Origin of the sequence: Dyella sp. 2RAB6 (genome assembly GCF_052115385.1) — a bacterium.
Classification (GTDB): Bacteria; Pseudomonadota; Gammaproteobacteria; order Xanthomonadales; family Rhodanobacteraceae; genus Dyella_D.
In genome coordinates, this window is the sequence record NZ_JBFRGP010000011.1 from 35440 (window position 1) to 60282 (window position 24843).

The 24843-nt window shown below is 67.3% G+C and carries 23 protein-coding genes; 10 read left to right on the plus strand and 13 right to left on the minus strand.

The annotated features are described in order from the left end of the window. Window positions 1-89: 89 nt before the first annotated feature. From AB4083_RS15590 to AB4083_RS15605, 4 genes are all read right to left on the minus strand, one after another. A complete protein-coding gene (locus AB4083_RS15590; protein ID WP_441608998.1) occupies window positions 90-434 on the minus strand; it encodes a hypothetical protein in 345 nt (114 codons plus the stop codon). A 1-nt stretch (window position 435) separates the two neighbouring features. Next, the gene (locus tag AB4083_RS15595) at window positions 436-5025 is read right to left on the minus strand and encodes an RHS repeat-associated core domain-containing protein (RefSeq protein WP_441608999.1); all 4590 of its coding nucleotides are present in this window, start codon (window positions 5023-5025) and stop codon (window positions 436-438) included. Window positions 5026-5225: 200 nt separating this feature from the next. Further along, window positions 5226-6392 carry a PilT/PilU family type 4a pilus ATPase gene (locus AB4083_RS15600; RefSeq protein ID WP_441609000.1) on the minus strand — a complete coding sequence of 389 codons (1167 nt, stop codon included), beginning with the start codon at window positions 6390-6392 and terminating at the stop codon, window positions 5226-5228. A 31-nt stretch (window positions 6393-6423) separates the two neighbouring features. Continuing rightward, the gene (locus AB4083_RS15605) at window positions 6424-7461 is read right to left on the minus strand and encodes a type IV pilus twitching motility protein PilT (protein ID WP_441609001.1); all 1038 of its coding nucleotides are present in this window, start codon (window positions 7459-7461) and stop codon (window positions 6424-6426) included. 355 nt (window positions 7462-7816) lie between these two features. Here AB4083_RS15605 and proC point away from each other — a divergent pair, with 355 nt between their 5' ends. Together proC and AB4083_RS15615 are read left to right on the plus strand one after the other, a co-directional pair. After that, complete coding sequence (gene proC, locus AB4083_RS15610; protein ID WP_441609002.1) at window positions 7817-8638, plus strand: pyrroline-5-carboxylate reductase; 822 nt, start codon at window positions 7817-7819, stop codon at window positions 8636-8638. Continuing rightward, window positions 8635-9210: a YggT family protein gene (locus AB4083_RS15615; RefSeq protein ID WP_441609003.1), complete on the plus strand. Its 576-nt coding sequence runs from the start codon at window positions 8635-8637 to the stop codon at window positions 9208-9210. Before proC ends, AB4083_RS15615 begins: the two co-directional genes overlap by 4 nt. Before the next feature lie 103 nt (window positions 9211-9313). On the opposite strand, the gene AB4083_RS15620 is transcribed toward AB4083_RS15615, so the two are convergent. The 3 genes from AB4083_RS15620 to pdxH are packed head-to-tail and all read right to left on the minus strand — an operon-like array spanning window position 9314 to window position 11199. Then, window positions 9314-10114: a cobalamin-binding protein gene (locus AB4083_RS15620; protein ID WP_441609004.1), complete on the minus strand. Its 801-nt coding sequence runs from the start codon at window positions 10112-10114 to the stop codon at window positions 9314-9316. A gap of 28 nt (window positions 10115-10142) precedes the next feature. Then, the gene (locus tag AB4083_RS15625) at window positions 10143-10583 is read right to left on the minus strand and encodes a secondary thiamine-phosphate synthase enzyme YjbQ (RefSeq protein ID WP_441609005.1); all 441 of its coding nucleotides are present in this window, start codon (window positions 10581-10583) and stop codon (window positions 10143-10145) included. Between the two features lie 28 nt (window positions 10584-10611). Then, window positions 10612-11199, minus strand: coding sequence for a pyridoxamine 5'-phosphate oxidase (pdxH, locus tag AB4083_RS15630; RefSeq protein WP_441609006.1), 588 nt, complete (start codon window positions 11197-11199; stop codon window positions 10612-10614). Window positions 11200-11238: 39 nt separating this feature from the next. Between pdxH and AB4083_RS15635 the strand changes: the two genes are divergently transcribed. Continuing rightward, on the plus strand, window positions 11239-12069 hold the full coding sequence (locus AB4083_RS15635; RefSeq protein ID WP_441609007.1) for a kinase: 831 nt from the start codon (window positions 11239-11241) through the stop codon (window positions 12067-12069). Between the two features lie 46 nt (window positions 12070-12115). Here AB4083_RS15635 and AB4083_RS15640 read toward each other — a convergent pair whose 3' ends face one another. The 3 genes from AB4083_RS15640 to AB4083_RS15650 form a co-directional block, all read right to left on the minus strand. Further along, complete coding sequence (locus AB4083_RS15640) at window positions 12116-12319, minus strand: dodecin family protein (RefSeq protein ID WP_441609008.1); 204 nt, start codon at window positions 12317-12319, stop codon at window positions 12116-12118. 116 nt (window positions 12320-12435) lie between these two features. Continuing rightward, complete coding sequence (locus AB4083_RS15645) at window positions 12436-12777, minus strand: YbjQ family protein (protein WP_441609009.1); 342 nt, start codon at window positions 12775-12777, stop codon at window positions 12436-12438. 328 nt (window positions 12778-13105) lie between these two features. Next, a complete protein-coding gene (locus tag AB4083_RS15650; protein WP_441609010.1) occupies window positions 13106-13933 on the minus strand; it encodes an SDR family oxidoreductase in 828 nt (275 codons plus the stop codon). 26 nt (window positions 13934-13959) lie between these two features. On the opposite strand from AB4083_RS15650, the gene AB4083_RS15655 reads away from it, so the two are divergent. The 5 genes from AB4083_RS15655 (at window position 13960) to AB4083_RS15675 (ending at window position 20127) form a co-directional block, all read left to right on the plus strand. Next, a complete protein-coding gene (locus tag AB4083_RS15655; RefSeq protein ID WP_441609011.1) occupies window positions 13960-14499 on the plus strand; it encodes a shikimate kinase in 540 nt (179 codons plus the stop codon). After that, window positions 14496-15605 (plus strand): 3-dehydroquinate synthase, encoded by a 1110-nt coding sequence (gene aroB / locus AB4083_RS15660; protein ID WP_441609012.1) that lies wholly within the window; start codon window positions 14496-14498, stop codon window positions 15603-15605. Before AB4083_RS15655 ends, aroB begins: the two co-directional genes overlap by 4 nt. Window positions 15606-15709: 104 nt before the next feature. Further along, on the plus strand, window positions 15710-15970 hold the full coding sequence (locus tag AB4083_RS15665; RefSeq protein ID WP_441609013.1) for a WGR domain-containing protein: 261 nt from the start codon (window positions 15710-15712) through the stop codon (window positions 15968-15970). Window position 15971: 1 nt separating this feature from the next. Continuing rightward, window positions 15972-17045: a uroporphyrinogen decarboxylase gene (gene hemE / locus AB4083_RS15670; RefSeq protein WP_441609014.1), complete on the plus strand. Its 1074-nt coding sequence runs from the start codon at window positions 15972-15974 to the stop codon at window positions 17043-17045. A 274-nt stretch (window positions 17046-17319) separates the two neighbouring features. Further along, entirely contained in the window at window positions 17320-20127 is a 2808-nt protein-coding gene (locus AB4083_RS15675) for a valine--tRNA ligase (protein ID WP_441609015.1), read from the plus strand. Window positions 20128-20242: 115 nt separating this feature from the next. Here the strand turns inward: AB4083_RS15675 and rimI are convergent, their stop codons facing one another. From rimI to AB4083_RS15690, 3 genes are read right to left on the minus strand one after another with little or no spacing between them, the layout of a single operon-like run. Further along, window positions 20243-20713 carry a ribosomal protein S18-alanine N-acetyltransferase gene (rimI, locus tag AB4083_RS15680; RefSeq protein WP_441609016.1) on the minus strand — a complete coding sequence of 157 codons (471 nt, stop codon included), beginning with the start codon at window positions 20711-20713 and terminating at the stop codon, window positions 20243-20245. Window positions 20714-20717: 4 nt separating this feature from the next. Continuing rightward, window positions 20718-21185: a hypothetical protein gene (locus tag AB4083_RS15685; RefSeq protein WP_441609017.1), complete on the minus strand. Its 468-nt coding sequence runs from the start codon at window positions 21183-21185 to the stop codon at window positions 20718-20720. Next, window positions 21182-21955, minus strand: coding sequence for a CDP-alcohol phosphatidyltransferase family protein (locus AB4083_RS15690; protein ID WP_167252322.1), 774 nt, complete (start codon window positions 21953-21955; stop codon window positions 21182-21184). Before AB4083_RS15690 ends, AB4083_RS15685 begins: the two co-directional genes overlap by 4 nt. Window positions 21956-22083: 128 nt before the next feature. Here AB4083_RS15690 and AB4083_RS15695 point away from each other — a divergent pair, with 128 nt between their 5' ends. Then, window positions 22084-22533 carry a DUF4124 domain-containing protein gene (locus AB4083_RS15695; RefSeq protein WP_441609018.1) on the plus strand — a complete coding sequence of 150 codons (450 nt, stop codon included), beginning with the start codon at window positions 22084-22086 and terminating at the stop codon, window positions 22531-22533. A gap of 301 nt (window positions 22534-22834) precedes the next feature. Continuing rightward, complete coding sequence (locus AB4083_RS15700) at window positions 22835-24532, plus strand: proline--tRNA ligase (RefSeq protein ID WP_441609019.1); 1698 nt, start codon at window positions 22835-22837, stop codon at window positions 24530-24532. Window positions 24533-24843 lie beyond the last annotated feature (311 nt).

Genomic DNA, 24843 nt, shown 5'->3' on the forward strand with positions numbered 1-24843 from the left:
CCGGACGCCGCAGAGCATTTAACATCACCTGCCACCTCATCCATAATGCCCTTGCGCGACCGCAGCGGAGTAGGCGGCAGGAATGGAATTCAGCCAACATCCCTGACAAATGCACGACTTACTTTGCCGTTCGTAAATCTGAGATCGAGGATATAAATCCGCCTGAGCCCAACGCCTCCATGCCGGATCAGATACTGGATGGTCGCGGCATACCTGGGCAAATCCGACTCTCCCAACAAGGCAATCACTTCGTCTTCGCTCTTGCCGATCAACACCCGGCTGTCCAGGAGATCCGTGGCGTAAACGTATCTACCGTTACTCTCCGTGCGTTTCCATGCTTCCGGGTCAAACTTCCGCTCGGGCCACCAGACCCTGTCTCCCATGCAGACAACAGTAATCGCCGTCGTGATGAAAAAAATAAGCCACTTGATCATCTTATCCACCAAGGTAAAGCAGCAGGCGTTCGTTCCTGACTGCATCCATGCATCGCGCCCGGCAATCCTTGCCATCCATGAGTAGTCCGCATTGCCTCCCGATGACGTTATTGATGTCGTCCATGTCTTTTTCTCGAGGATCCTGCCCTCGCGCAGCTTCGTTGGACTCATACATGTCGCCGACGATCTTGGCGTTGGCCAGGCCAATATGCTGGGTCATCAGGCATGACCAGACACAATGTCGGTAGGCATCTGCGGGCCCGTTATGTCCCCCGAAGAGACCGGAGGATTCGGCAGCCTGGTCGGCCGCAAGGCCATCTCTTCCGACACGATATGTATTCACTAGACCTATGGCCCCTATATAGCTGGGCAGATCCATGACGGTATCTAAATCACTCATAAGCCCTTCGCGGTCAGCATGGGCGAGCGGGTTGTTCAACACGTATCCATAGGTGCTTACGCCCGCCAGCAATCCCAGCGGGTCGCTCTGTACGTAACGCCCACCCAGGAAGTCATAGTCGCGCTGACAGTTGTAGTTCAGCCCCGCAACAGGGTCATACCGCTGCCCCGGAAACCGCATATCCAGCACAAAACCCGCACCATCGCGATCCGGGTCTTCATCCGGCGGCGTACCGCCGAAAACTTCGCCCTTCAAACTCCAGCGCCACACCGCAACATCGCGCACCGGATCGACCACCACCCGTGGCGTGCCGAGATGGTCGCTTTCCACGTAGTAGGTCTTGCCATCCTGGATCAGCCCCACCGGGTGATCACCCAGCCAGATGACCTGTTGCCGGGAACGGCCGTCCTGGTCGTAATCGCCCAGCCAGCGCCCGCTTTCGTCGTAGACAGTGACGGTCGCGGTCGCGCCATCGCTCTTGAGCACCCGCTCGCCCTTCGCGTTGTAGGCATAGCGCTGCAGCACGCTGGCACCTTCTCTTACCTCGGCCATGCGCCCCATCGCGTTGTAGCTGAATTGCCGTTGCCGGCTGTCGTCGGCGATCAGGTTGCCCATCGCATCGTAGGTGCGCGCCTGGCCCGCGACGGCCGTCAGGCGATGGCTATCTTGGGGATAGACATAGACCTGTTCGCCCCGCGCATCGGCGAAGGCCGTGCGATTGCCCGTGAGGTCGTAGCGATAACGTTGCAGCACGGTGCCGGTGGGGCCATCGCGGGTTTCGACCAGGCGGTCCAGTGCGTCGTAGGCGAAGCTGAGCTGCGATGTACCGCTGGCCGAGGCACTCAGGCGGACGAGTCGGCCATTGGCGTCGTAGCCGAAACTCGCCGCCAAGCCGTCGGTGGCCAGATCCTCCACGCCCGTTGGACGGCCGTCGGCATCGTAGCGGCGGGTCAGCGTGCGCCCGTTGCCGTAACGCCACTGCACCGCGGGACCGAAGGGCAGATAGGCGGCAGCCGTCACCAGCGGCTCGCGCATGCCCTTGGCGTTGACGATATCGATAGTCGCGATCCGTCCGTGCTCGTCGTGCGTATAAACCGCGGCATGGCCATCCGGATAGCGCAGGGAAGCAAGGCGGCCCGCCGGCGTGTAGGTGTAGGCCAGTTCCAGCGTCGTACCGGCCACGATCTGCCGCTTGCGGACGCGCTGGCCGGACGCGTTGTAGCAGTAGCTCGTACCGCCACTGGCATCGGCGACCCGGCTTAGCCGCCCGACGGCGTAGGTTTCTCCCGCCGGACAGGCCGCATCGGCCTGATCGTAGGCGTAGCGGATGGTTTCCCCGGGTGCGCCGTCGAAGCTCATCTCCACCAGCCGCTGCAGCGCGTCGTAGTGCATGCTTCGCGTTTGTCCGCGCGCATCGGTCCGGCGAACCACATTCCCGGCGACGTCCACTTCCTGCGCCGTGGCGCCGGTATCCGGACTGCGCTGCCCCGCCAGCTCGCCCAGGCCATTGCGCTCATAGCGGGTCGTCAATCCGTTCGGATCAGTGACGCTCACCAGCCGATCCTGGCTGTCGTGCTCCTGCACCACCATCGCTTTCACGTCCGCGGCGCCGCCCACCTGCATGACCACGCGATCCAGCGCATCGTGCTGGATCCGCCACACCTGCCGCAGCGGCCGGACGACCTGGGTGAGGTTGCCGTTGGCGTCGTATTCGAAGGACGTGCGCTCGCCATCGGCGCCGATCAGCGTCTTCATGCGCCCCAGCGCATCGAAGGCTCGGGCCAGCGAACGCAGCACTTGCCCGCCATTATCGTGCAGCGTTTCCGCCGTGACATCGCCGGCGGCATTCAGGGTGTACGCGATACGGCCGCCGGCTGAATCCTGGATGCCGACCAGCCGATGTGCATCGTCATAGGCATAGCTCAGGCTGACGCCATCGGGATCGGTGCTCTTCACCAGCTGGCCGTTGGCGTTGTAGTCGTAGCGGGTGACGGCATCGGTTGCTCCGTGCACGCGCAGCTCGGCGAGCCAGCCGCGCGGCGTATAGGCAAGGTCGGTCAACACGCCGTTGGCATCCTTGATCGACAGCGCCCGGCCGGCGCCGTCGTAGCGCAGGACTTCGGTGACATGGCCCAGTGCGTCGGTCACCGTCCACAGGTCGCCTTGCCGATAGGCGCAGTGCACCGGGTCATCGGCGCATCCGTCCGCCGCCCGCTGGCGATAGGCGTAGCGGGTGAGGTCGGCCACGTCGGTGCGCGGACCATCGATGCTGAGCACACGCCCCGCCTCGTCGTAGGTGTAGCTCCAGCGGCGCAGCGCGGTCACGCCTGCGCCGCTCTCCGTTTGGGTCAACCGGTTGCCGTGTTCGTCGTAAGCGATGTCCAGCGTACGCGTGGCGCTGGCGTGGTCGCCGGCCGCGCCGGTGGGCACGAGCTGGATGCGTGTCGGCAAGCGGAAGCGCGCATGCCAGTCGGTAAGGGTGGTGCGCTCCTGCGGCGTACCTTCCGCCTCGATGCGCACACGCTCCAGCGAACGGCCGTCGTCGGTATAGCCGTAGGCGGTGGTCTGGCCGTTGTGGTTCTTGCGCGTGAGCAGCCGGCCCTGCCCGTCATAGCCCAGCTCGCTGGCGGCCCACGGACAACCGGCGCCTGGAGGCTGGGAAACGCGGGTCAGCCGCCGGCGCCCGTGCAATAGCGTGAACCAATACGTCCGGTCCGTATCGCGTGCGTCGTTCACGAAGCCGACGTCGGTGTAGAAGCGCAGGCTCACGCCGCCCGCGCCACCGGCACCATAGCTGCGCTTGGCGCGGTCGTAGAGGTCGTAGCGATAGCTGCCGATGCGTGTACCCAAGGCGTCGATCCTGCCGGTGAGCAGGTGCGGATGCCGGGACGGTCCGCCGAGATACGCCGCTTCGCTGTAGCTATAACCCTCGCGGCTGCCGTCGGCATAGCTCGCTTCGACCAGGTCGGCATCCAGGCCTGCCCCGTCGGCTTCGTCGTAGCGGTAGGCCACGGACTCGCCGCCGGGGCCAGTCACACGAGCGACGCGCCCGGCCTCGTCGTAGCCCAGGCGCAGGGAACGGCCCTGCGCATCGACCACTTCGAGCAGGCGTCCGGCATCGCCGTAGACCAGCCGCTGGGTCCGGCCCAGGCGGTCGGCGATCGTACGCAGCAGGCCGGCCGCATCGTAGGTCTCCAGGGTGTCGTCCGCGGCGAAGAAGCGCCAGCCGCCGCCTTCGTCCGCCGGCACCGCTTCGAGCCGTCCCGGATCGTCCGGCTCGCTTTCGTAACGACCTGCCACCAGACGGTAGTCGCGCACGGCGCCATCCGGGCGATGCAGCCGGATCGCCGGCTGGTACGCCTGCCGTTCGTGGTCGTAGTACTGCGACGCTTCCAGCGAGTAGTCGTAGGAGCCGCGCCATTGGCTGCCCAGATAACGGCGCTGTGGCTTGAGCGTCCACTGGCTGCCGTCGTTGCCGGCGCCGCTGTTGTAGGTGCGGGTCCAATGCAGGGGCGAGCGCCCCGCGGCGGCAATGTCCACCACCACCTGGATCTTGTTGAGCGACAGCAGGTTGATCGGATTGCCGACCAGCGCAGCATCGGTGGCGGAACAGCGGTCGACCAGTCCGCTGTCGGGCAGCCCCAGGTCCCTGGCGCTGGGAATGGTGTCGCTGGCGCGGCAGGTGTATTCGTCCAGCGCGCTGTACAGCGACGCGTTCTCCTCGCGGAAGCCGAATTTCATCGCCAGCACGTATCCAGCCGGGCAGCTGCGCGCGACGCGCACGCGGCTGTTGTGTTCCAGGCGAAGGGTGCGGACGGGCACGCCGGGGCCGTCGGACGAGTAGCGAAACAGCAGGTCGTACTCGATATGCGTCTGGACGTAGCGTTCGTCGGAGAACGGACTCTCCACTTCGCGCGGGTCGGACCAGCGGCAATCCTTGTAGCTCGATCCGGCGCACCAGCGTGCGACCGCGTCGTCGAGCGCACCGGCGGCATCCCGGTAACGCCGCGGTGGCCCGTCGTAGGTACTCAACACCCAGTAACCGTCCGCATAGGGACGGAATGAGGCCGATCCACCCGGGCTTGCCTGCGTTAACCCCGGCAGGTGAGCGAGCGCGATGCTGGCGACGGCTGCTCTGGCCAGAATGCGCGCCGCCTGCATCCACGCCCCGGCCGAACGCATCTTGCGCATGCCCTGCCCTCCCTCGCGACTGGAAACGAAGCCGCGATGCTAGGCAAGTAGGGGCGCCGAACGATATCGGCTAACTCCGATAAACCCAGTCCGCTCGAACATTTCGTACAAATCCAATGCAAATGAGCGGAGAACGCCAACCGCAGAGCAAAGAAAAAGGAGCCCGCAGGCTCCTTTCTCACACCGCGTGACCGCCCCGCTCAGCGATACAGCATGCCGCCGCCGAACTGGTTGGTGTCGCGCGACTCTTCCAGCTCCACCCCGTCCAGCCCCTGCGACAGCGTATGCGCGTCGCCGCCCTGGGCCAGCTTGATGCGCAGGCGCACTTCGTTGGAGCTGTCGGCGTGGCGCAGCGCGTCCTCGTAGGAGATCTCGCCGGCGTGATAGAGCTCGACCAGGCTCTGGTCGAAGGTCTTCATGCCCAGGTTGGTCGATTCCTTCATCACTTCCTTGAGCTTGTGGATCTCGCCCTGGCGGATGTAGTCCTGCACCAGCGGCGTGCCCAGCAGGACCTCCACCGCCACGCGGCGCGCCTTGCCGTCCGGGGTCGGAATCAGCTGCTGCGCGACCACGCCCTTGAGGTTCAGCGACAAGTCCATGAACAGCTGCTGCCGGCGGTCTTCCGGGAAGAAGTGCAGGATGCGGTCCATCGCCTGGTTGGCGTTGTTGGCATGCAGGGTGCACAGGCACAGGTGGCCGGTTTCGGAGAAGTTGATGGCGTGTTCCATCGTCTCGCGCGTACGCACCTCGCCGATCATGATCACGTCCGGCGCCTGGCGCAGGGTGTTCTTCAGCGCGTTTTCCCAGCTGTCGGTGTCGATGCCCAGTTCGCGCTGCGTGATGATGCAGCCCTCGTGCTTGTGCACGTATTCGATCGGGTCCTCGATGGTGATGATGTGCCCGGTCGAGTTGGCGTTGCGATAGCCGATCATCGAGGCCAGCGAGGTCGACTTACCGGTGCCGGTGCCGCCGACGAAGATGATGATGCCGCGCTTGGTCATCGCCAGCTGCTTGATCACCGGCGGCAGGCTCAGTTCCTCGATGGTGGGGATCTTGGACTCGATCCGGCGCAGCACCATGCCCACGCAGTTGCGCTGGTAGAAGCACGACACGCGGAAGCGGCCCACGCCCTGCGCCGAGATGGCGAACTGGCATTCGTGGGTCTTCTCGAACTCCTCGCGCTGCGAGGGCGTCATCACGTTGACCACCATGTCGCGCGACTGCTGTGCGGACAGCGGGCTCTGCGTGATCGGCACGATGCGGCCCTGCACCTTCATCGACGGCGCGACACCGGCCGTGATGAACAGATCCGAGGCCTTCTTGTGGACCATCAGCTTGAGGAAGGAGGTGAAATCGAAGTCGCTCATGAGCGGTCTCCCACCGAGACGTGGACGGTGATCACTTGAACACTTCCTTGTTCCTGGCGTAAGCAGCGGCCTGCTGGCGCGTCACCAGGCCGCGCTTGACCAGGTCCTGCAGGTTCTGGTCGAGGGTCTGCATGCCGTACTGCTGGCCGGTCTGGATCGACGAATACATCTGCGCCACCTTGTCCTCGCGGATCAGGTTACGGATCGCGGGGATGCCGACCATGATCTCGTGCGCGGCCAGGCGTCCGCCGCCGACCTTCTTCAGCAGCGACTGCGAGATCACCGCGCGCAGCGATTCGGACAGCATCGAGCGCACCATCGGCTTCTCGCCGGCGGGGAACACGTCGATGATGCGGTCGATGGTCTTGGCCGCCGAGCTGGTATGCAGGGTGCCGAACACCAGATGCCCGGTTTCCGCGGCGGTCAGCGCCAGGCGGATGGTTTCCAGGTCGCGCAGCTCGCCGACCAGGATGAAGTCCGGGTCTTCGCGCAGCGCCGAGCGCAGCGCTTCGTTGAAGCCGTGGGTGTCGCGGTGCACCTCGCGCTGGTTGACTAGGCACTTCTGCGAGGTGTGCACGAATTCGATCGGATCCTCGATGGTGAGGAGGTGGCCGTATTCGTTCTTGTTGATGTGGTCGACCATCGCCGCCAGCGTGGTGGACTTGCCCGAACCGGTCGGGCCGGTAACCAGGATCAGGCCCTGCGGCTGCTCGATCAGCTCGCGGAAGATGCGCGGGGCGCCCAGGTCTTCCAGGGTCAGCACTTCGGACGGAATGGTACGGAACACGCTGCCGGCGCCGCGGTTCTGGTTGAACGCGTTGACGCGGAAGCGGGCCAGGCCGGGGATCTCGAACGAGAAGTCGACCTCGAGGAATTCCTCGTAATCGCGGCGCTGCTTGTCCGACATGATGTCGTAGATCAGCGCGTGCACCTGCTTGTGCTCCAGCGCCGGGATGTTGATGCGCCTGACGTCGCCGTCCACGCGGATCATCGGCGGCAGGCCGGCGGACAGGTGCAAGTCCGACGCCTTGTTCTTCACCGAGAAGGCCAGTAGTTCGGCGATATCCATGGATTCCCCTTCGAACGTTCACTTTGGGCGGAGCGGCACGGGGAACGGTCGCGGGCGGCCTGGCACGGCCTGAGCGCTGCCACCCTTCGGGTCCCCCTCGCAGCGGCCCGATACTACTCGCGGCGCGGCGACAGGGGCCAGTCTTTCGGGTGGCCGATGTTTGAAAGTGATAACCGGGTAATGGCGGCGCAGGTTGGGGTGAGCCCCAGGCGAACCCCAACGGACCTCCAGGGCAGTCCGGCGCATGGGTTTGCCGATGGATGGGACTGGTGGCCGGGTGACGTTTGTTGGGGTTCGCTGCGCTCACCCCAACCTGCGGTTAAGGTATGTCCCCACCTTCCCCCAAGGAACCCGCATGACCCGCATCGCTTTCATCGGCGGAGGCAACATGGCGCGCAGCCTGATCGGCGGCCTGCTCAAGACCGGGATCGCGGCCTCCTCCATCAGCGTGGCCGAGCCGCGCGCCGAGGCGCGCCAGGAGCTGGGCCGCGAGTTCGGCGTGGCCTGCTACGGCGAAGCCAGGCTGGCCGCGGCCGAGGCCGAGGTGGTGCTGCTGGCGGTGAAGCCGCAGGTGATGCCGGCGCTGCGCAACGAGCTGCAAGAGGTGCTGCGCCAGCACCGTCCGCTGTTGATCTCGATCGCCGCCGGCGTGCGCATCGACCAGCTCGAGCGCTGGTTCGGCGGCCTGCCGATCGTGCGCTGCATGCCCAACACCCCGGCGCTGATCGGCGCCGGCGCCACCGGCCTGTGCGCCAACGGCCGGGTCAGCCCGCCGCAGCGCGCGCTGGCCCAGCGCATCCTGGACGCCGCGGGCATCACCCGCTGGCTGGAGGACGAGGCGCTGATGGATACGGTGACCGCGCTGTCCGGTTCCGGCCCGGCCTATTTCTTCGCCCTGGTCGAAGCGCTGGAAGACGCCGCCGTGGCGCAGGGCATGCCGCGCGAGACCGCGCGCGCACTGGCCGCGCAGACCTGCCTGGGTGCCGGCCGCATGCTGGCCGAGAGCGGCGAGGCGCCGGCCGAACTGCGCCGCCGCGTGACCTCGCCCAACGGCACCACCCAGGCTGCCCTGGAAAGTTTTGCCGCCGACGGCCTGCCGCGCATCGTCGCGCGCGCCGTCGCCGCCGCCACCCGCCGCGGCGAAGCACTGGCCGCTGCCCTGGATGACGCCTCGTGAGCTATCTGCTGAATGCCCTGACCTTCCTGATCAATCTCGTCTTCGGCGCGGTCACCACGCTGTTCCTGCTGCGCCTGCTGGCCGAGGCCACGCGCGCGGACTTCAACAATCCGCTGAGCCAGTTCCTGTATCGCTACACCAATCCGGTGCTGGCGCCGCTGCGGCGCGTGCTGCCGAACTGGCGGCGCATCAACCTGTCCTGCGTGCTGCTGCTGTGGGTGCTGATGCTGCTGCAGCGGCTGGTGATGTTCGCGCTGTACGGCCAGGCGCCGAACCCGCTGGGCCTGCTGGTGCTGGGCCTGGCCGACCTGCTGGACTTCGTGCTGCTGACCTATCTGGTGCTGATCTTCATCTGGTCGCTGCTGAGCCTGTTCCCGATGGACCAGCGCCATCCCGCGCTGCGCTTGATCGGCAGCCTGGTGGCGCCGGTGCTGCGCCCGCTGCGCGGCAAGCTGGTGGCCGGCGGGCTGGACTTCTCGCCGTGGGTCGCGGTGATCGTGCTGGTGCTGGTGCGCATCCTGGTGGCGGCGCCGCTGACTGCGCTGGGTGTGCAGCTCGCGCTGGGGCGCTGAACAAACGTCTCGGCGCAGGTTGGGGTGAGCGCAGCGAACCCCAACGTGGCGTTCGTGGTGCGAGGTCTGTTGGGGTTCGCTGCGCTCACCCCAACCTACGCTGCTATTTCGCGGCCCACGCGGCGATGTGCCGATGCAGTTCGGCCAGGCCATCGAACAACGCGGCCGGCCCCGGCTGCAGGATGATCGGCGACTTGATCTCCACCACGTCGCCGCTGCGCACCGCCGGGATCGCATCCCAGCCGGGCCGTGCGGCGACATGCTCGGGCCGGAAGCGCTTGCCGCACCAGGAGCCGAAGATCACTTCCGGCGCCGCGCGCACCACCTCGGTAGGGTCGGCCAGGATGCGGTGCTTGGCCAGCGACTCGCCGGATTGATGCGGAAACACATCCTCGCCACCGGCGATGCGCACCAGCTCGGCGACCCAGCGGATGCCGGTGATCAGCGGCTCGTCCCATTCCTCGAAATAGACACGCGGATGCTTAGGTAATGCCTCGGCCGCTGCACGTATCTCGGCGATATGCCGCTCGGCTTTCTGCGCATAGGCCTGCGCCTTATCGCCCGCGCCGACCATCGCGCCCAGCCGGCGGATATAGACGAGGATGCCGTCCACGCTGCGGTGGTTGCTGATCCACACCTCCACGCCCGCCTTGATCAGGTCGCGCGCGATGTCGGCCTGCATGTCGGAAAAACCGATCACCAGGTCCGGCTCCAGCTTCAGGATCTCGCCGATCTTGGCGCTGGTGAATGCCGACACCTTCGGCTTCTCCTTCCTGGCCCGGGCGGGCCGCACGGTAAAGCCGGAGATGCCGACGATGCGGTGCTCCTCACCCAGCGCGTAGAGCACTTCGGTGGGTTCTTCGGTGAGGCAGACGATGCGCTGCGGGAAAGCGTCGTTGGACATGGCTTCGACTAAAGGCAACCGGTGGTACTCAATGGCCCAGCACGGTGACGGTGACCTTGCGCTGATGCGGATCGCGCCGATGCTCCCACAGGTACACCCCTTGCCACGTGCCCAGCAGCAGCTTGCCGCCATGCACCGGCAAGGTGAGGCTGACGCCGGTGAGGATGGAGCGCACGTGGGCGGGCATGTCGTCGGGGCCTTCGGCGTCGTGCTGGAAGATCGCGTCGCCATCGGGCACGGCGCGGGCGAACCAACGTTCGAGATCCTCGCGCACGGCGGGGTCGGCGTTCTCGCTGATCAGCAGCGAGCAACTGGTGTGCGTGGTGAAGACGTGGGCGATGCCGGTGTGCACGCCGGCCGCCGTCACCGCGTCGGCCAGCTTGTCGGTGATCTCGCTGAAGCCGCGGCCGCGCGTATGCACGGTGAAGCCCTGTTGGGCGACGTGTCCGGCGGGCGCGGCTCGGGTCATGGCGGCGATCCTCAGGGTAAGGCGTGCCTCAGGGATACAGCAGGCGATGCGTCCAGGTCTGGCCGTGGCGGCTCCAGCGCACGCGCTCGTGCAGGCGGAACTGCGCGCCGTACCAGAATTCGATGGTGTCCGGCTCGACCACATAGCCGCCCCAGTGTGGCGGACGCGTGACGTTGCGGCCGTCGAACTCCTGCTCGTAGCGCGCCACGCGCTGCTCGAAGGTGTCGCGGTCGGGCAGGGTCTGCGACTGCAGCGAGGCCCAGGCGCCGATCTGGCTCTGGCGCGGGCGGCTGGCGAAGTACGCGTCCGATTCCTCGTCCATCAACTTGCGCGCGGCGCCTTCGACGCGCACCTGCACACCGTCGCGCAGCTGCTTCCAGTGGAAGCACAGCGCCACCTGCGGGTGCACCTCCAGCTCGGTGCCCTTGTCGCTCTGGTAGTTGGTGAAGAAACGGAAGCCGCGCTCGTCGGCGCCCTTGAGCAGCACCACGCGCGAGCTGACCCGGCCACCGGCATCGGCGGTGGACAGCGTCATGGCGGTGGGCTCGGGGTCGCCACTCGTCCGGGCACCCTCCAGCAGTTGTTGGAAGGTCTCGAGGATTTCGGGTTTCAGCATGGGTCTTGAATCGTGGCCGGCGCGCGTCATCATGCGCGGATGGTTAACGATGCTAGCACGCAGAATTCGACCCTGGCGGGACTCCTGCTGGATCAGTACGCCGGCCGTATCGCCCGCTCGCGGCGGCCGTACCTGCTGGGGATCTCCGGCCTGCAGGGCAGCGGCAAGAGCACCCTGGCGCGGGAAGTGAAGCTGCAGGCCGAAGCGCAGGGCCTGCCGACCGAGGTGCTGGCCCTCGACGACTTCTATTACAGCCGCAGCGAACGCGAGTCCCTGGCCCACCAGGTGCATCCGCTGCTGAAGACCCGCGGCGTGCCGGGCACCCACGAGATCGAACTGCTGTTGTCGGTGCTGGCGGCCCTGCCGCATGCCTCGGACAAGCTGCCCGTGACCTATCCGCGCTTCGACAAGGGCCGCGATACGCGCATGCCGCCCTCGCGCTGGCCGAAGATCGTGCGGGCGCCCAAGCTCATCGTGCTGGAAGGCTGGGCCCTGGGCATCAAGCCGCAGCTGCAGTCCGCGCTGGACGAGCCGGTCAATGCGCTGGAGCGCGACGAAGACCCGGACGGCACCTGGCGCCACTGGGTCAACAAGCAGTTGCGCGGCTACCAGCCGCTATGGCGCAAGCTCGACGCACTGGTGGTGCTGCAGGCGCCGAACTGGGAAGTGGTGCGCCAGTGGCGCAGCCAGCAGGAAGAGGAGCTGCTCGCGCGGCATGCGCCGCTGGCGATGGATGCTGCGGCGATGGAACACTTCCTCGCCCACTTCGAGCGGCTGAGCCGCCACGCCCTGGCCACCCTGCCCGCGCTGGCCGACACCTGTGTCGAATACGACACGCAGCGGCATGTCACCGGGCTCAGTCACTTCTGAACATCGGCAGCGCGCGGATCGCTGGCGACCCGCGCGCATGGGCCGGCTAATCGACCAGAAAGCTGATGCGCAGATTGACGCGCCATTCCTCGATGGCGCCGTCGTCCTTGGTGACGACTTTGATCTCGTTCACCCAGGCGCCCCGGATGTGCTTGACCGTCTTCGCCGTCTTGTTCAAACCGTGCTTCACAGCGTCTTCCAGACCCTTGCTGGACGACGCACTGACCTCGATGATCTTGGTGACCGACATGGCGATTCCTCCCCACAGGCCGCGCGGGCGGCGCGGCGACGCTCCCCCTAGCCGCGCCAGTCTGGGAGCGCCCCGCCCCGTACGGCAAGCCGCACTGCAGTAAGGACCACGGTCGATCAGGTCAGCGGCTCGACCAGCACCGCCGTGCCATACGCCAGCACCTCGGTGACGCCCTGGGCCACGTCATTGGCGTCGTAGCGCATCGCCACCACCGCGTTGGCGCCGTGCTGGCCGGCATGCTGCAGCATCAGCTCGAAGGCCTCCTCGCGCGCCTTCTCGCACAGCCCGGTGTAGATCGAGATATTGCCGCCGACCAGCGTCTGCAGCGACGCACCGAGGTTGCCGACGATGCTGCGCGAACGCACGGTGATGCCACGCACGATGCCCATCGGGCGGACGATGCGGTAACCCGGAAGTTCGTTGCCGGTGGTGACCATGGTGGGGGTGACGCGGGCCATGGAGAGCTCCTTGAGGGTGGTGTGCTGGCGATGGTCCCATAGCGCCGGGGGCTTGGAATGTGCCGGGGTGAGGGCTTGCTCGTGGGCCGGCAAGCGTAGGTTGGGGTGAGCCGCAGGCGAACCCCAACATGGCGGTGACCGGACGCATCGCACTGTTGGGGTTCGCTTCGCTCACCCCAACCTACGCCGAGGGTTGTGCGATCTCATGCTGTACCTACGCCTGCTCTTGCCGACCCTTGCAAGAGACGCCGTCATTCCGGCCTACGCCGGAATGACGGCGATTGAACGCTGACGCACACTTGCGCACGGGCTTGCCTGATAGCGACACCTACAACAACGCCCGATACCCCTCCCGCGCGTCCGGCCATCCAAACGCAAACCCGCTCGCACGCAGGCGTGCATTGCTCAAGCGCTTGCTGCCGACGCCCGGCGGCGCAGGACCATCCGCCGGACGCGGCGCACCGATCAAACCGGCAAGGTGTTCGTACAACACGTGCATCGGCAACGGCGTGTCGTCGACGCCGACATAGACGCTTTCCGGTGCCGGCAAGCCCAGCAGATGCACGATCGCCGCCGCCGCGTCATCGACATGGATGCGATTGGACCAATGCGGCGGATCGCGCGGCACTCGCGCCTCGCCGGCGCGCAGACGTTCCAGCAATTGCATGCGGCCCGGCCCGTAAATGCCCGCCAGGCGCAGGCTGATCGACGGCACCGCATGCGCGGCCAGCCATTGCTCCGCTTCCAGCAACACACGCCCATTGAACCCCGGTGGCGCGGGTGGCGTTTCCTCATCCACCCACCCATCGCCATGCTCGCCATACACCGCGCTGGAAGAAACGAACAGCACGCGCTGCAGCGGCGCGCCGGACAGCGCATCGAGCAGATGCTTCAAGCCATCCACGAAGACCGCCCGATAAGCCGCCTCCTCGCGCGCGCCGGGCGTCGGCGCATACACCACGCGGGTAATCCCCTGCGGCAGTTGCCGCAATGTCTGCGGCTGAGTCAAATCGCCGCGCAGCCAGCGCACACCATGCTCCCCGTCATGCGCGGGTGAACGCCGCAGCGCCCATACCTCGTCCCCGCGCGCCAGCAGGCGTGGTGCCACGCGCATCCCAAGATCGCCGCATCCGGCCAGCAGCACCCGTCCGGTCATGCGTGGCCTGCTGTTAAAGTTGGCATATGAATCCCTCGTGCAACCTGTTCATGGTCGGTCCGACCGGCGCCGGCAAGACGTCGATCGGCCGGCGGCTGGCCGCGCATTATGGGCTGGAGTTCCTGGATCTCGACCAGGAAATCGAGCGCCATTGCGGCGCCACCGTGAGTACGGTGTTCGAACTGGAAGGCGAGGCCGGTTTCCGCCGCCGCGAAAGCACCCTGCTGGAGGCCTGCAGCGCGCGCAGCGAGGTGCTGCTGGCGACCGGGGCCGGCGCGGTGCTCGACCCGGCCAATCGCCGCCTGCTGGCCGAGCGCGGCTACGTGCTGTGGTTACAGGCCACGGTGGAACAGCAGCTCGAACGGCTGGCGCGCGACCGCAGCCGGCCGCTGCTGGACGGCGCGGACCGCCGCGCGAAACTCGAATCCATGGCGGGCATCCGCACGCCGCTCTATGCCGATGTCGCCGACCTGGTGATCCCGGGCGAGCACGAACTCGTGCTGGCCGCCAGCGAACGCAGCATCGCCCTGATCGATCAGCACTGGCAGCGCCAGCAAGCCGCATGAATATGACCGACCTTATTGCTTCCCCGCGCACCATCGACGTCGCCCTCGGCCAGCGCAGCTATCCGGTATGGATCGGCGCCGGCCTGCTCGACGACCGCGCCCGCTGGCGCGCCATGCTGCGCGGCCGCCACGCGCTGGTGATCAGCAACACCACGGTGGCGCCGCTGTATCTGGAGCGCGTCGCCGCCGGCCTGGAAGGCTTGCAGTGGTCGGCCTTCCTGCTCGACGACGGCGAGGCGCACAAGACCTTCGACAACGTCAGCCGCGCGCTGGATGCACTGGCGCAACTGGGCGCCACCCGCGACGCCTGCGTGGTCGCGCTGGGCGGCGGCGTGGTGGGCGACCTGGCCGGCTTCAGCGCGGCGTGCTGGATGCGCGGGATCGACTTCATCCAGATGCCGACCACCCTGCTGGCGATGGTCGATTCCTCGGTCGGCGGCAAGACCGGCGTCAACCTGCCGGCCGGCAAGAACCTGGTCGGCGCCTTCCACCAGCCGCGCGCGGTGGTAGCCGACATCGACACCCTCGCCACCCTGCCGCAGCGCGAATACCGCGCCGGCCTGGCCGAAGTGGTGAAGGGCGCGGCGATCGGCGACTTGCCGTTCTTCGAGTGGCTGGAACAGCAGGCCGACGCACTGGCCGCGCGCGATACCGCGCCGCTGGTCGAAGCCATCGCGCGCAAGGTGCAGTACAAGGCCGGCGTGGTCGCCCGCGACGAAACCGAGCAAGGCGAACGCGCCCTGCTCAACCTGGGCCACACCTTCGGCCATGCGCTGGAAACCGCCGGCAAGTACACCACCCTGCTGCACGGCGAAGGCGTGGCGGTGGGCATGCTGCTGGCCGCGCGCCTGTCGGAACGGCTGGGCATGAGCGTCGCCGCCGACACCGCGCGCCTGCAGCGCCTGCTGCAACGGCTGGGCCTGCCCACCGCGATCCCCACCGGCATGGACCCGCAGGCGCTGCTGGCCCTGATGCGTCTGGACAAGAAGAACACCGCCGGCACCTTGCGGCTGATCCTGTGGCGCGGCATCGGGCAGGCCGAGATCGTCGGCGGCGTGGACGAGCGCGAAGTACTGGCGACGCTGCGCGAGGCGACGGCGGCGTGACAAGCGCGATGCCCGCGACCAGCGCGGGCTCGCCGCCACCCTGCCACCCCCTCTAGAATGCGGAACTCGCGGCCCACCGCCCCCCACCCATCATGCAACCCTCCATGCGCCTCTACCTGCAAACCGCGCCCAGCTCCGGCGAAGCGCCCCGCTACGTCCAGATCGTGCTGGAGCAGGACCTGCTCGGCGGCTGGACGCTGTATCGCGAGACCGGCGTGCAGGGCGGCAAGGCCACCCTCAAGCGCGAGCAGTTCCTGGAGCGCGACGACGCCATCGCGGCGTTCGAGAAGGCGCGCGATGCGCAACTCAAGCGCGGCTACCGCCTGATGTTCAGCCAGGGCATGGACGGCCCGTACGGACGTTGAAATGACCGAACCCCTGAAGAACGACCGCTTCCTGCGCGCCCTGCGCCGCGAGCCCACCGACACCACCCCGATCTGGGTCATGCGCCAGGCCGGCCGCTACCTGCCGGAATACCGCGCCACGCGCGCCCGCGCCGGCAGCTTCATGGCGCTGGCGCAGGCGCCGGAACTGGCCTGCGAAGTGACGCTGCAGCCGCTGGAGCGCTTCGACCTGGATGCGGCGATCCTGTTCTCCGACATCCTCACCATTCCCGACGCGATGGGCCTGGGGCTCAGCTTCGCGCAGGGTGAAGGCCCGCAGTTCGCGCATCCGGTGCGCACGCAGGCCGATGTCGACAAGCTCGGTGTGCCCGACATGGACGGCGAGCTGCGCTATGTGATGGACGCGGTGCGGGTAATCCGCCGCGAACTGCACGGCCGGGTGCCGCTGATCGGCTTTTCCGGCAGCCCGTGGACGCTGGCCTGCTACATGGTCGAAGGCGAAGGCTCGCGCGATTTCGCCACGCTCAAGGCGATGTGCTGGAACCAGCCGAAGCTTGCGCATCAATTGCTCGACACGCTGGCCCGCTCGGTGGCCGCCTATCTCGCCGCGCAGGCCGCGGCCGGCGCGCAGGCGCTGATGGTGTTCGACACCTGGGGCGGCATGCTGGGGCCGGCACCGTACCGCGAGTTCTCGCTGCGCTACATGGCGCAGATCGTCGATGCGCTGAAGGCCGATGCCCACGCGCGCGACCTGCCGGTGATCCTGTTCTCCAAGGGCGCCCACCGCCACCTGTCCGCCATGGCCGACACCGGCTGCGCCGCCCTCGGCGTGGACTGGACCATCGACCTGGCCGACGCTCGCGCCGCCGTCGGCGACCGCGTGGCGCTGCAGGGCAATCTCGACCCGTCCGTACTGCGCTCCAACCCCGACACCATCCGCCGCGAGGCGCGTGCGGTGCTGGACAGCTACGGCAACCACCCCGGCCATGTGTTCAACCTGGGGCATGGCATTACGCCGGAAGTGGACCCGGAGCACGTGAAGGTGCTGGTGGACGAAGTTCACGCGTATGGGCGTGTGCTGCGCGAGGCACCCTGAAACGCTGGCGTAGGTTGGGGTGAGCGCAGCGAACCCCAACAGGACATCCGGATGTGTACCGCGTTGGGGTTCGCTACGCTCACCCCAACCTACATGGGAGGCTGGAGTCCGCCATGCTCACCGATGGGGCGGCGAGCTGGTAGCACCCTAAGCCCGCCCGGGCGGGGCCTGGCGCCCTGTTTTTGGCAGCCCCCGACCCCCGCCCTTACAATCCAGGGTCTTTACGCCCCATTCCACCCACGCGCCCGCCCCGGCGCGCCATGACGAGCCCCCGATGGACAAGAGTTTCGAGCCCCGCCAGATCGAGTCGACGTGGTACGCGCGCTGGGAGGCCAGTGGCGACTTCAGGCCTTCGGGCCGCGGCGAGCCGTACTGCATCCTGCTGCCGCCGCCGAACGTCACCGGCACCCTGCACATGGGCCATGCGTTCCAGCAGACCGTGATGGACATGCTGATCCGCTACCAGCGCATGCGCGGCCTCAATACGCTGTGGCAGGTGGGTACCGACCACGCCGGCATCGCCACGCAGAAGATCGTCGAGAACCAGCTCGCCGTCGACGGCAAGACGCGCCACGACCTCGGCCGCGAAGCCTTCGTCGAGCGCGTGTGGCAGTGGAAGGAGGAATCCGGTTCCACCATCACCAACCAGATGCGCCGCCTGGGCGTGGCAGCGGACTGGTCGCGCGAGCGCTTCACCATGGACGAGGGGCTGTCGTCCGCGGTGCGCAAGGTGTTCGTGGAGTGGTACCGCGCGGGGCTGATCTACCGCGGCAACCGCCTGGTCAACTGGGACCCGGCGCTGGGCACCGCCGTGTCGGACCTGGAAGTGAACAACGTCGAGCGCGACGGCCACCTGTGGTCGATCCGCTATTACACAGCGGACAACAGCGATAGCGTCGTCGTCGCCACCACGCGTCCGGAAACCATGCTGGGCGACGTCGCCGTCGCCGTGCATCCGGAAGACGAGCGCTATGCGCACCTGGTCGGCAAAATGCTGCGCCTGCCGCTGTCGAACCGCGAGATTCCGGTGATCGCCGACGACTATGTCGACCGCGAATTCGGCACCGGCTTCGTCAAGATCACCCCGGCGCACGACTTCAACGACTACGCCATCGGCCAGCGCCACAACCTGGCGCCGATCAACATTTTCACGCTCGATGCGAAGGTCAACGAGAACGCGCCGGAAAAGTACCGCGGCCTCGACCGCTTCGAAGCGCGCAAGCGCGTGCTCGCCGACCTGGACGCCGAAGGCCTGCTGGTCGAGACCAAGCCGCACAAGCTGCAGGTGCCGGTGAGCCAGCGTTCCGACGCGGTGATCGAGCCGATGCTCACCGACCAGTGGTTCGTCGACCTCACCAGCGACGACGGCCGCAAAGCAATCACCGAGCCGGCGCTGGACGCCGTGCGCTCCGGCGAGATCAAGTTCGTGCCGGAGAACTGGAGCACCACCTATACGCAGTGGCTGGAGAACATCCAGGACTGGTGCATCAGCCGCCAGCTGTGGTGGGGCCACCGCATTCCGGCGTGGTACGACGAGGCCGGCAACATCTTCGTCGGCGAGAACGAAGCCGATGCGCGCGCGCATGCCGCGGTGCCGCCGGTCGGCGCGCTGCGCCAGGACGAGGACGTGCTGGACACCTGGTTCAGCTCCGCGCTGTGGCCGTTCTCCACGCTCGGCTGGCCGGCCGACGGCCCGGTGAAGAACGAGCGCGGCGAAGTCGTGGCCGACTGGCAGGCCGACAAGATCTTCCTGCCCAGCGCGGTGCTGGTCACCGGCTTCGACATCATCTTCTTCTGGGTCGCGCGCATGGTGATGGCGACCAAGTACTTCACCGGCCAGGTGCCGTTCCGCGAGGTGTACATCAATGCCATCGTGCGCGACGCCGAAGGCCAGAAGATGTCCAAGTCCAAGGGCAATACGCTGGACCCGCTGGACTTGATTGACGGTATCGAGCTGGAACCGCTGGTCGAGAAATCGACCCGCTCGCTGCTGATTCCGCAGGTGCGCGAAAAGGTCGAGAAGCGCATCCGCAAGGATTACCCGGCAGGCATCCCCGCCATCGGCACCGACGCGCTGCGCTTCACCTTCGCCGCGCTGGCCAGCTATAGCCGCACCATCAACTTCGACATCAAGCGCGCCGAAGGCTACAAGGCGTTCTGCAACAAGCTGTGGAATGCAGCGCGCTTCGTGTTGATGAATGTGGAGAACGGCGAGATCGCCGCCGCCGGCGCGCAGCCGGTGACAGAAGCGGAGCGTTGGATTCTCACGCGCCTGAAGGCCACGCTGGGCGACGTCGAGCAGCACTTCGTCAGCTACCGCTTCGACCTGCTCGCGCAGGAGCTGTACGAGTTCGTGTGGAACGAGTACTGCGACTGGTTCCTGGAGCTGTCCAAGCCGGCGCTCAACGGCGACGACGCAGCGGCTGCCGCATCCACCCGCCTCACCCTGCTGGTGGTACTGGAGACGGTGCTGCGCGCGCTGCATCCGATCGTGCCGTTCATCACCGAGGAGATCTGGCACGCGGTGGCGCCGCTGCTGGGCCTGACCGAGGAAGCGCTGCTGCGCCGGCCGTGGCCGCAGGCGGAAGACATGGTGGCCGACGATGCGGCCACCGCCGAAGTGGAGTGGTTCAAGAACGTGCTGAGCGGCATCCGCCGCATCCGCTCGGAAATGAATATCGCGCCGGGCAAGACCATCCCGCTGCTGCTGGCCGACGGCGACGCGGCCGATCGCACGCGCACCGCGAAGTTCGCCGCGCAGATCGCCTTCCTGGCGCGCGTGGATGCGCCGCAATGGATCGAGGCCGGTGCGGACGAGCCGGCGGCCGCAGCCGCGGTGGTCGGTTCGATGCGCGTGCTGATTCCGCTGGCCGGGCTGATCGACGTGGGCGCGGAGAAGACGCGCCTGGGCAAGGAGATCGGCCGGATCGAGGGCGAGATCAAGAAGTGCGAGGGCAAGCTGGGCAATGCCAACTTCGTGGCGAATGCGCCGGCCGAAGTGGTGGCGCAGGAGCGCCAGCGCATTGCGGATTGGGGGGTGCAGGCGAATGCGCTGCGCGAGCAGCTGGTCAAGCTCGGCTGACCGATGGGCGTAGGCGCGTAGGTTGGGGTGAGCGAACGCGAACCCCAACATGCCTCACGCGTTGCGCGGACGTTGGGGTTCGCGTTCGCTCACCCCAACCTACGCCGTCGCGGTATTACGGCGCGACCAGGTCCAAGGCCATTACGATCGCATCCTCCCTGCCCTGCTTCGCCGGGTAGTAATTCGGCCGGCGCCCGATCTCCTCGAAGCCGATCGACCGATACAAGGTCTGCGCCACCGGATTCGACGGCCGTACCTCCAGGAACACCCGCTCGGCGCCGTTCCAGCGCGCCACGTCCAGCAGCCGGCGCAGCAGATGCCGCCCCAGCCCCAGCCCGCGCTGGTTCTGGCTGATGCACAGGTTGAGCACGTGCGCCTCGCCGGCGGCGACGGAGAGCACGCCGTAGCCGGCCATCTCGCCCTCCACCCACAGCACCCAGGCCGGATGCCCGGCCTTCAGGCAGTCGCCGAAGATGCCTTCGCTCCAGGGAAAGTCGTAGGCGGCGCGTTCCAGCGCGGCCACCCCGGGCAGGTCTTCGCGGCGCATGGCGCGGACTTCGGCGTGGGGCCGGGCGACCGCGACCATGGCCTCAGCCCGCGGTCTCGGCCAGGGCGCGGCGCAGGCTGCGCAGCGCGTTCCACAAGCGCCGCTTGCCGGCGCCGGAGCTGTGCAGGGCGCCGGGCTCGTCGGCCAGCACGATATGCGCCTGCTGCAGCATGGCCGCGGGCAGCTCGCGGCCCAGCGCATGCGCCTGGGCTTCGCCGAACACCAGATAGGCCTTCGCCAGCGGCGCGGCGGCCAGCCGCCCTTCGCGTACCTCGATACGCGCGGCGCGGGCCAGCGCCGGGCCGAACGCGGTCAGCGCACGGCCGAGCAGATCCAGCGCGCGCGGCGCGCAGCCGGCGGGCAGCAGCACCACGCACTGCCCCGCGGAGGCTTCGGCAGCGGGCGTATCCATCGGCGCCGACGGCGCGTCGCGCCTTACCCACGGCGTGACGCCCAGCGCGCGCAGGACGCGCGAACGATGCGGCGAGCCGGACTGCGCCATCGCGCTCATGCCGCTCCGCGGCGGCGGCGGGTGGCGCGGCCCCACAGGGTGAGCGCCGGGCCGGACAGCAGGTACAGGGTGAACACCACGAACAGCACGCGCGGCGGGTCCACCAGGAACGGGATCAGGATCAGCACGCCGACGATGATCCACAGGAACGGCACGCGGTCGCGCTCGCCCATCGGCAGCGACTTGAAGCTGTAGTAGCGGAAGCGGCTGACCATCAGCAGGCCGACCAGCACCGCCATGAACGGGGTGAAGAAGCACAGCTCGTCGCCGCCCACGCCGAACTTGTCCATGCTCCACACGAAGGACATGCACACCGCGGCGGCGGCCGGGCTGGCCAGGCCCTGGAAATAGCGCTTGTCGGCCACGCCGACCTGGGTGTTGAAGCGGGCCAGGCGCAGTGCCGCGCAGGCGGCATAGATGAAGGCGGCGGCCCAGCCCAGCTTGCCCCACAGCGGGCCATAGGCCTTGAGCGTGGACAGCGACCAGGTGTACATCACCAGCGCCGGCGCCAGGCCGAAGCTGACCAGGTCCGACAGCGAGTCGTACTGCACGCCGAATTCGCTCTGGGTGCCGGTCAGGCGCGCCACGCGGCCGTCCATGCCGTCCAGCACGGCGGCCACGAACACCGCGATGGCCGCGTCGCTGTAGCTGCCGCCGATGCTCGCCACGATGGCGTAGAAGCCGGCGAACATGGCTCCCGTGGTGAACAGGTTGGGCAGCAGGTAGATGCCCCGGTGGCGCGGCGGGCGGACGGGCGTGGTCTCGCTCATGGATCAATCCGTGACGGAATGCGCGCAGTGTAAACCATCGCTTGAGTCCTATCCGTGCGGGTGCTAACAAGGGCGCCGAGCCTTTTCCCGCCCTTTCCCGCCCTCTCTACAGTTTCCCGGAGATGACCATGCGTCGCTCGCTGATCGCCGCCGCCGTGCTGCTCGCCCCCCTGGCCTTCGCCCTGCCGGCCTCGGCCCAGCAGGTCTACAAATGGACCGACGCCGCCGGCTCCGTGCATTACTCCGACACCCCGCCGCCCAAGGGCAGCAGCTCCAAGAAGATCACCCTGAGCGGCATCGCGCAGTCCTCCGGTGAGCCGGCCCAGCCGGCCAAGGAAGGCACCGCGCAGGAAAAGACCACCGGCTCCGCCGAGGCACCGGCACAGCCGGTGGCCGACACGCCGGAAAACCGCAAGAAGCTCTGCAGCACGCTCAAGGGCAACCTGGACATCCTGCGCGACAAGAAGCCGGTGGTGGTGCAGGAAGGCAACCAGTCCAAGGTGCTCGACGACGCCCAGCGCAAGCAGCAGCAGTCCACTGCCGAGGGGCAGTACAAGCAGTACTGCCCGAACGAGTAAGCCGCGCATCGATCGCCGCGACGTTGAGCCCCTCTCCCCTTGGGAGAGGGGTTGGGGTGAGGGTACGGGCGGAGCGCAAGAATGATGTGCACCGCTCCGCCCGAACCCTCATCCGCCTGCCGGCACCTTCCTCGCTCCTCAATGCCGGGCACATCCCTGTACCCTCCCCGCGTGCTCCCGGCGGAAGAAGGATTCGCCCTGGAAGGTCGAGGAAATCAGGCACCACCGCAGCCAACCGAAATTCGGCGCCAGTCGGAATCGCTATACTCGACCTTCTTTATCCCGCCGGAATGCCCCCCGCATGCGCCTCAGCCAATACCACCTGGCCACCGTCAAGGAAGTGCCCGCCGACGCCGAGATCGCCAGCCATCAGCTGATGCTGCGCGCCGGCATGATCCGCAAGCTCGCCGCCGGCCTGTACACCTGGGCGCCGCTGGGCCTGCGCGTGATGCGCAAGGTGGAATCCGTGGTGCGCGAGGAAATGGACCGCGCCGGCGCGATCGAGCTGCTGATGCCGACCATCCAGCCGCGCGAGCTGTGGGAAGAAACCGGCCGCTGGCAGAAGTTCGGCGGCCAGCTGCTGAAGATCAAGGACCGCAAGGAGCAGGAGTTCTGCTACGCGCCCACCGCGGAGGAAGTCATCACCGACTTCGCGCGCAACGAGCTGAAGAGCTACAAGCAGCTGCCGCTCAATTTCTACCAGATCCAGACCAAGTTCCGCGACGAGATCCGTCCGCGCTTCGGCGTGATGCGCGCGCGCGAATTCGTGATGAAGGACGCCTACTCCTTCCATCTCACGCAGGAGTCGCTGGGCCAGACCTACCAGGCGATGTACGACGCCTACGCGCGCATCTTCACCCGCCTGGGCCTGAAGTTCCGCGCGGTGCAGGCCGACACCGGCGCGATCGGCGGCAACGCCAGCCACGAGTTCCAGGTGCTGGCCGACACCGGCGAGGATGCCCTGGTGTTCTCGGATGGTTCGGATTACGCCGCGAATATGGAGAAGGCCGAGGCGCTGGCGCCGACCGCGTCGCGCCCCGCGCCCGCCGCCGCACTCACGCGCGTGGACACGCCCACGCAGAAGACCATCGAAGAAGTCGCCGGCTTCCTCAAGGTCGAGCCCAGCCAGTGCGTCAAGACCATCCTGGTGCAGGGCAGCAAGGGCCTGGTCGCGCTCTGCGTGCGCGGCGACCACGAGGTCAACGAGGTAAAGGCCGGCAAGCTGGCCGAGATGCCCGGCGAATCGCTGCTGGCCAGCGAGGCCGAGATCCTGGCCGTCACCGGCACCCGCCCCGGCTTTATCGGCCCGGCCGGCCTGCCCGCGGAGATCCCGGTGATCGTGGACCGTGACGCCGCCGTGCTGGCGGACTTCGTCTGCGGCGGCAACCAGGACGGCACCCACTACACCGGCGCCAACTGGGAGCGCGACGCCCGCGTCACCCGCGTGGAAGACATCCGCAAGGTTCTCGAAGGCGACCCCTCGCCCGACGGCAAGGGCACGCTGCGCATGGGCCGCGGCATCGAGGTCGGCCACGTATTCCAGCTCGGCGGCAAGTACGCCGAAGCGCTGAAGGCCACCGTGGTGGACGAGAGCGGCAAGGCCCAGGTGATGCTGATGGGCTGCTACGGCATCGGCGTCAGCCGCATCGTGGCCGCCGCCATCGAGCAGTGCCACGACGAGGCCGGCATCCTCTGGCCGCAGGCCATGGCGCCCTGGCGCGTGGCCGTGTGCATGATCAATCCGAAGGGCAGCCCCGAGGTGACCCAGGCCGCCGAGGCGCTCTACGCCCAGCTGCAGCAGCGCGGCATCGAAGTGGTGCTGGACGACCGCGGCCTGCGCCCCGGCGCGATGTTCGCCGACATGGAACTGATCGGCATCCCGCACCGCGTGGTGGTCAGCGAGCGCGGCATCGCCGCCGGCACGCTGGAATACCGGGCGCGCCATGAAGCGGAAAGCCGGGCGATTAATACCGAGGAGCTATTCGCCCTGCTTGGCTGATTCCTTGCGGTTGATTCCGATCCAGATGTTGTTCCAGAAGACGGCCGCCATGCGCGGCCGTTCTTTTTTGCGAAACAGTGCACATGCGCGGGCGGCGCGGGCGGCGGCGGCCGATCCTATTGCGGGTTAATCGCTTCTTTCGCATTTAGGAATCCGCTGAATAATGCACCCTAAAGCCATCGAGAGTGCATTACCGGGGAATAACTCGCGTATTTTGCAATTCCCGAACGAATCATCCAGAATCCACCGCGCAATACCTTTTCGATCCATTGCACCCAAAAAAACATAATGCTGTAAATGGCTCATCACCC

Excerpts from the sequence above, each read along its gene's own strand:
- AB4083_RS15625 (WP_441609005.1), bottom strand. The coding sequence starts at position 10,583 with ATGACCCGAGCCGCGCCCGCCGGACACGTCGCCCAACAGGGCTTCACC.
- AB4083_RS15640 (WP_441609008.1), bottom strand. The coding sequence starts at position 12,319 with ATGTCGGTCACCAAGATCATCGAGGTCAGTGCGTCGTCCAGCAAGGGT.
- pdxH (WP_441609006.1), bottom strand. The coding sequence starts at position 11,199 with ATGCTGAAACCCGAAATCCTCGAGACCTTCCAACAACTGCTGGAGGGT.
- AB4083_RS15655 (WP_441609011.1), top strand. The coding sequence starts at position 13,960 with ATGAATCCCTCGTGCAACCTGTTCATGGTCGGTCCGACCGGCGCCGGC.
- AB4083_RS15700 (WP_441609019.1), top strand. The coding sequence starts at position 22,835 with ATGCGCCTCAGCCAATACCACCTGGCCACCGTCAAGGAAGTGCCCGCC.
- AB4083_RS15675 (WP_441609015.1), top strand. The coding sequence starts at position 17,320 with ATGGACAAGAGTTTCGAGCCCCGCCAGATCGAGTCGACGTGGTACGCG.
- AB4083_RS15685 (WP_441609017.1), bottom strand. The coding sequence starts at position 21,185 with ATGAGCGCGATGGCGCAGTCCGGCTCGCCGCATCGTTCGCGCGTCCTG.
- AB4083_RS15590 (WP_441608998.1), bottom strand. The coding sequence starts at position 434 with ATGATCAAGTGGCTTATTTTTTTCATCACGACGGCGATTACTGTTGTC.
- AB4083_RS15620 (WP_441609004.1), bottom strand. The coding sequence starts at position 10,114 with ATGTCCAACGACGCTTTCCCGCAGCGCATCGTCTGCCTCACCGAAGAA.
- rimI (WP_441609016.1), bottom strand. The coding sequence starts at position 20,713 with ATGGTCGCGGTCGCCCGGCCCCACGCCGAAGTCCGCGCCATGCGCCGC.
- AB4083_RS15605 (WP_441609001.1), bottom strand. The coding sequence starts at position 7,461 with ATGGATATCGCCGAACTACTGGCCTTCTCGGTGAAGAACAAGGCGTCG.
- hemE (WP_441609014.1), top strand. The coding sequence starts at position 15,972 with ATGACCGAACCCCTGAAGAACGACCGCTTCCTGCGCGCCCTGCGCCGC.
- AB4083_RS15650 (WP_441609010.1), bottom strand. The coding sequence starts at position 13,933 with ATGACCGGACGGGTGCTGCTGGCCGGATGCGGCGATCTTGGGATGCGC.
- AB4083_RS15665 (WP_441609013.1), top strand. The coding sequence starts at position 15,710 with ATGCGCCTCTACCTGCAAACCGCGCCCAGCTCCGGCGAAGCGCCCCGC.
- AB4083_RS15645 (WP_441609009.1), bottom strand. The coding sequence starts at position 12,777 with ATGGCCCGCGTCACCCCCACCATGGTCACCACCGGCAACGAACTTCCG.
- AB4083_RS15600 (WP_441609000.1), bottom strand. The coding sequence starts at position 6,392 with ATGAGCGACTTCGATTTCACCTCCTTCCTCAAGCTGATGGTCCACAAG.
- AB4083_RS15595 (WP_441608999.1), bottom strand. The coding sequence starts at position 5,025 with ATGCGCAAGATGCGTTCGGCCGGGGCGTGGATGCAGGCGGCGCGCATT.
- proC (WP_441609002.1), top strand. The coding sequence starts at position 7,817 with ATGACCCGCATCGCTTTCATCGGCGGAGGCAACATGGCGCGCAGCCTG.
- AB4083_RS15690 (WP_167252322.1), bottom strand. The coding sequence starts at position 21,955 with ATGAGCGAGACCACGCCCGTCCGCCCGCCGCGCCACCGGGGCATCTAC.
- AB4083_RS15635 (WP_441609007.1), top strand. The coding sequence starts at position 11,239 with ATGGTTAACGATGCTAGCACGCAGAATTCGACCCTGGCGGGACTCCTG.
- aroB (WP_441609012.1), top strand. The coding sequence starts at position 14,496 with ATGAATATGACCGACCTTATTGCTTCCCCGCGCACCATCGACGTCGCC.
- AB4083_RS15695 (WP_441609018.1), top strand. The coding sequence starts at position 22,084 with ATGCGTCGCTCGCTGATCGCCGCCGCCGTGCTGCTCGCCCCCCTGGCC.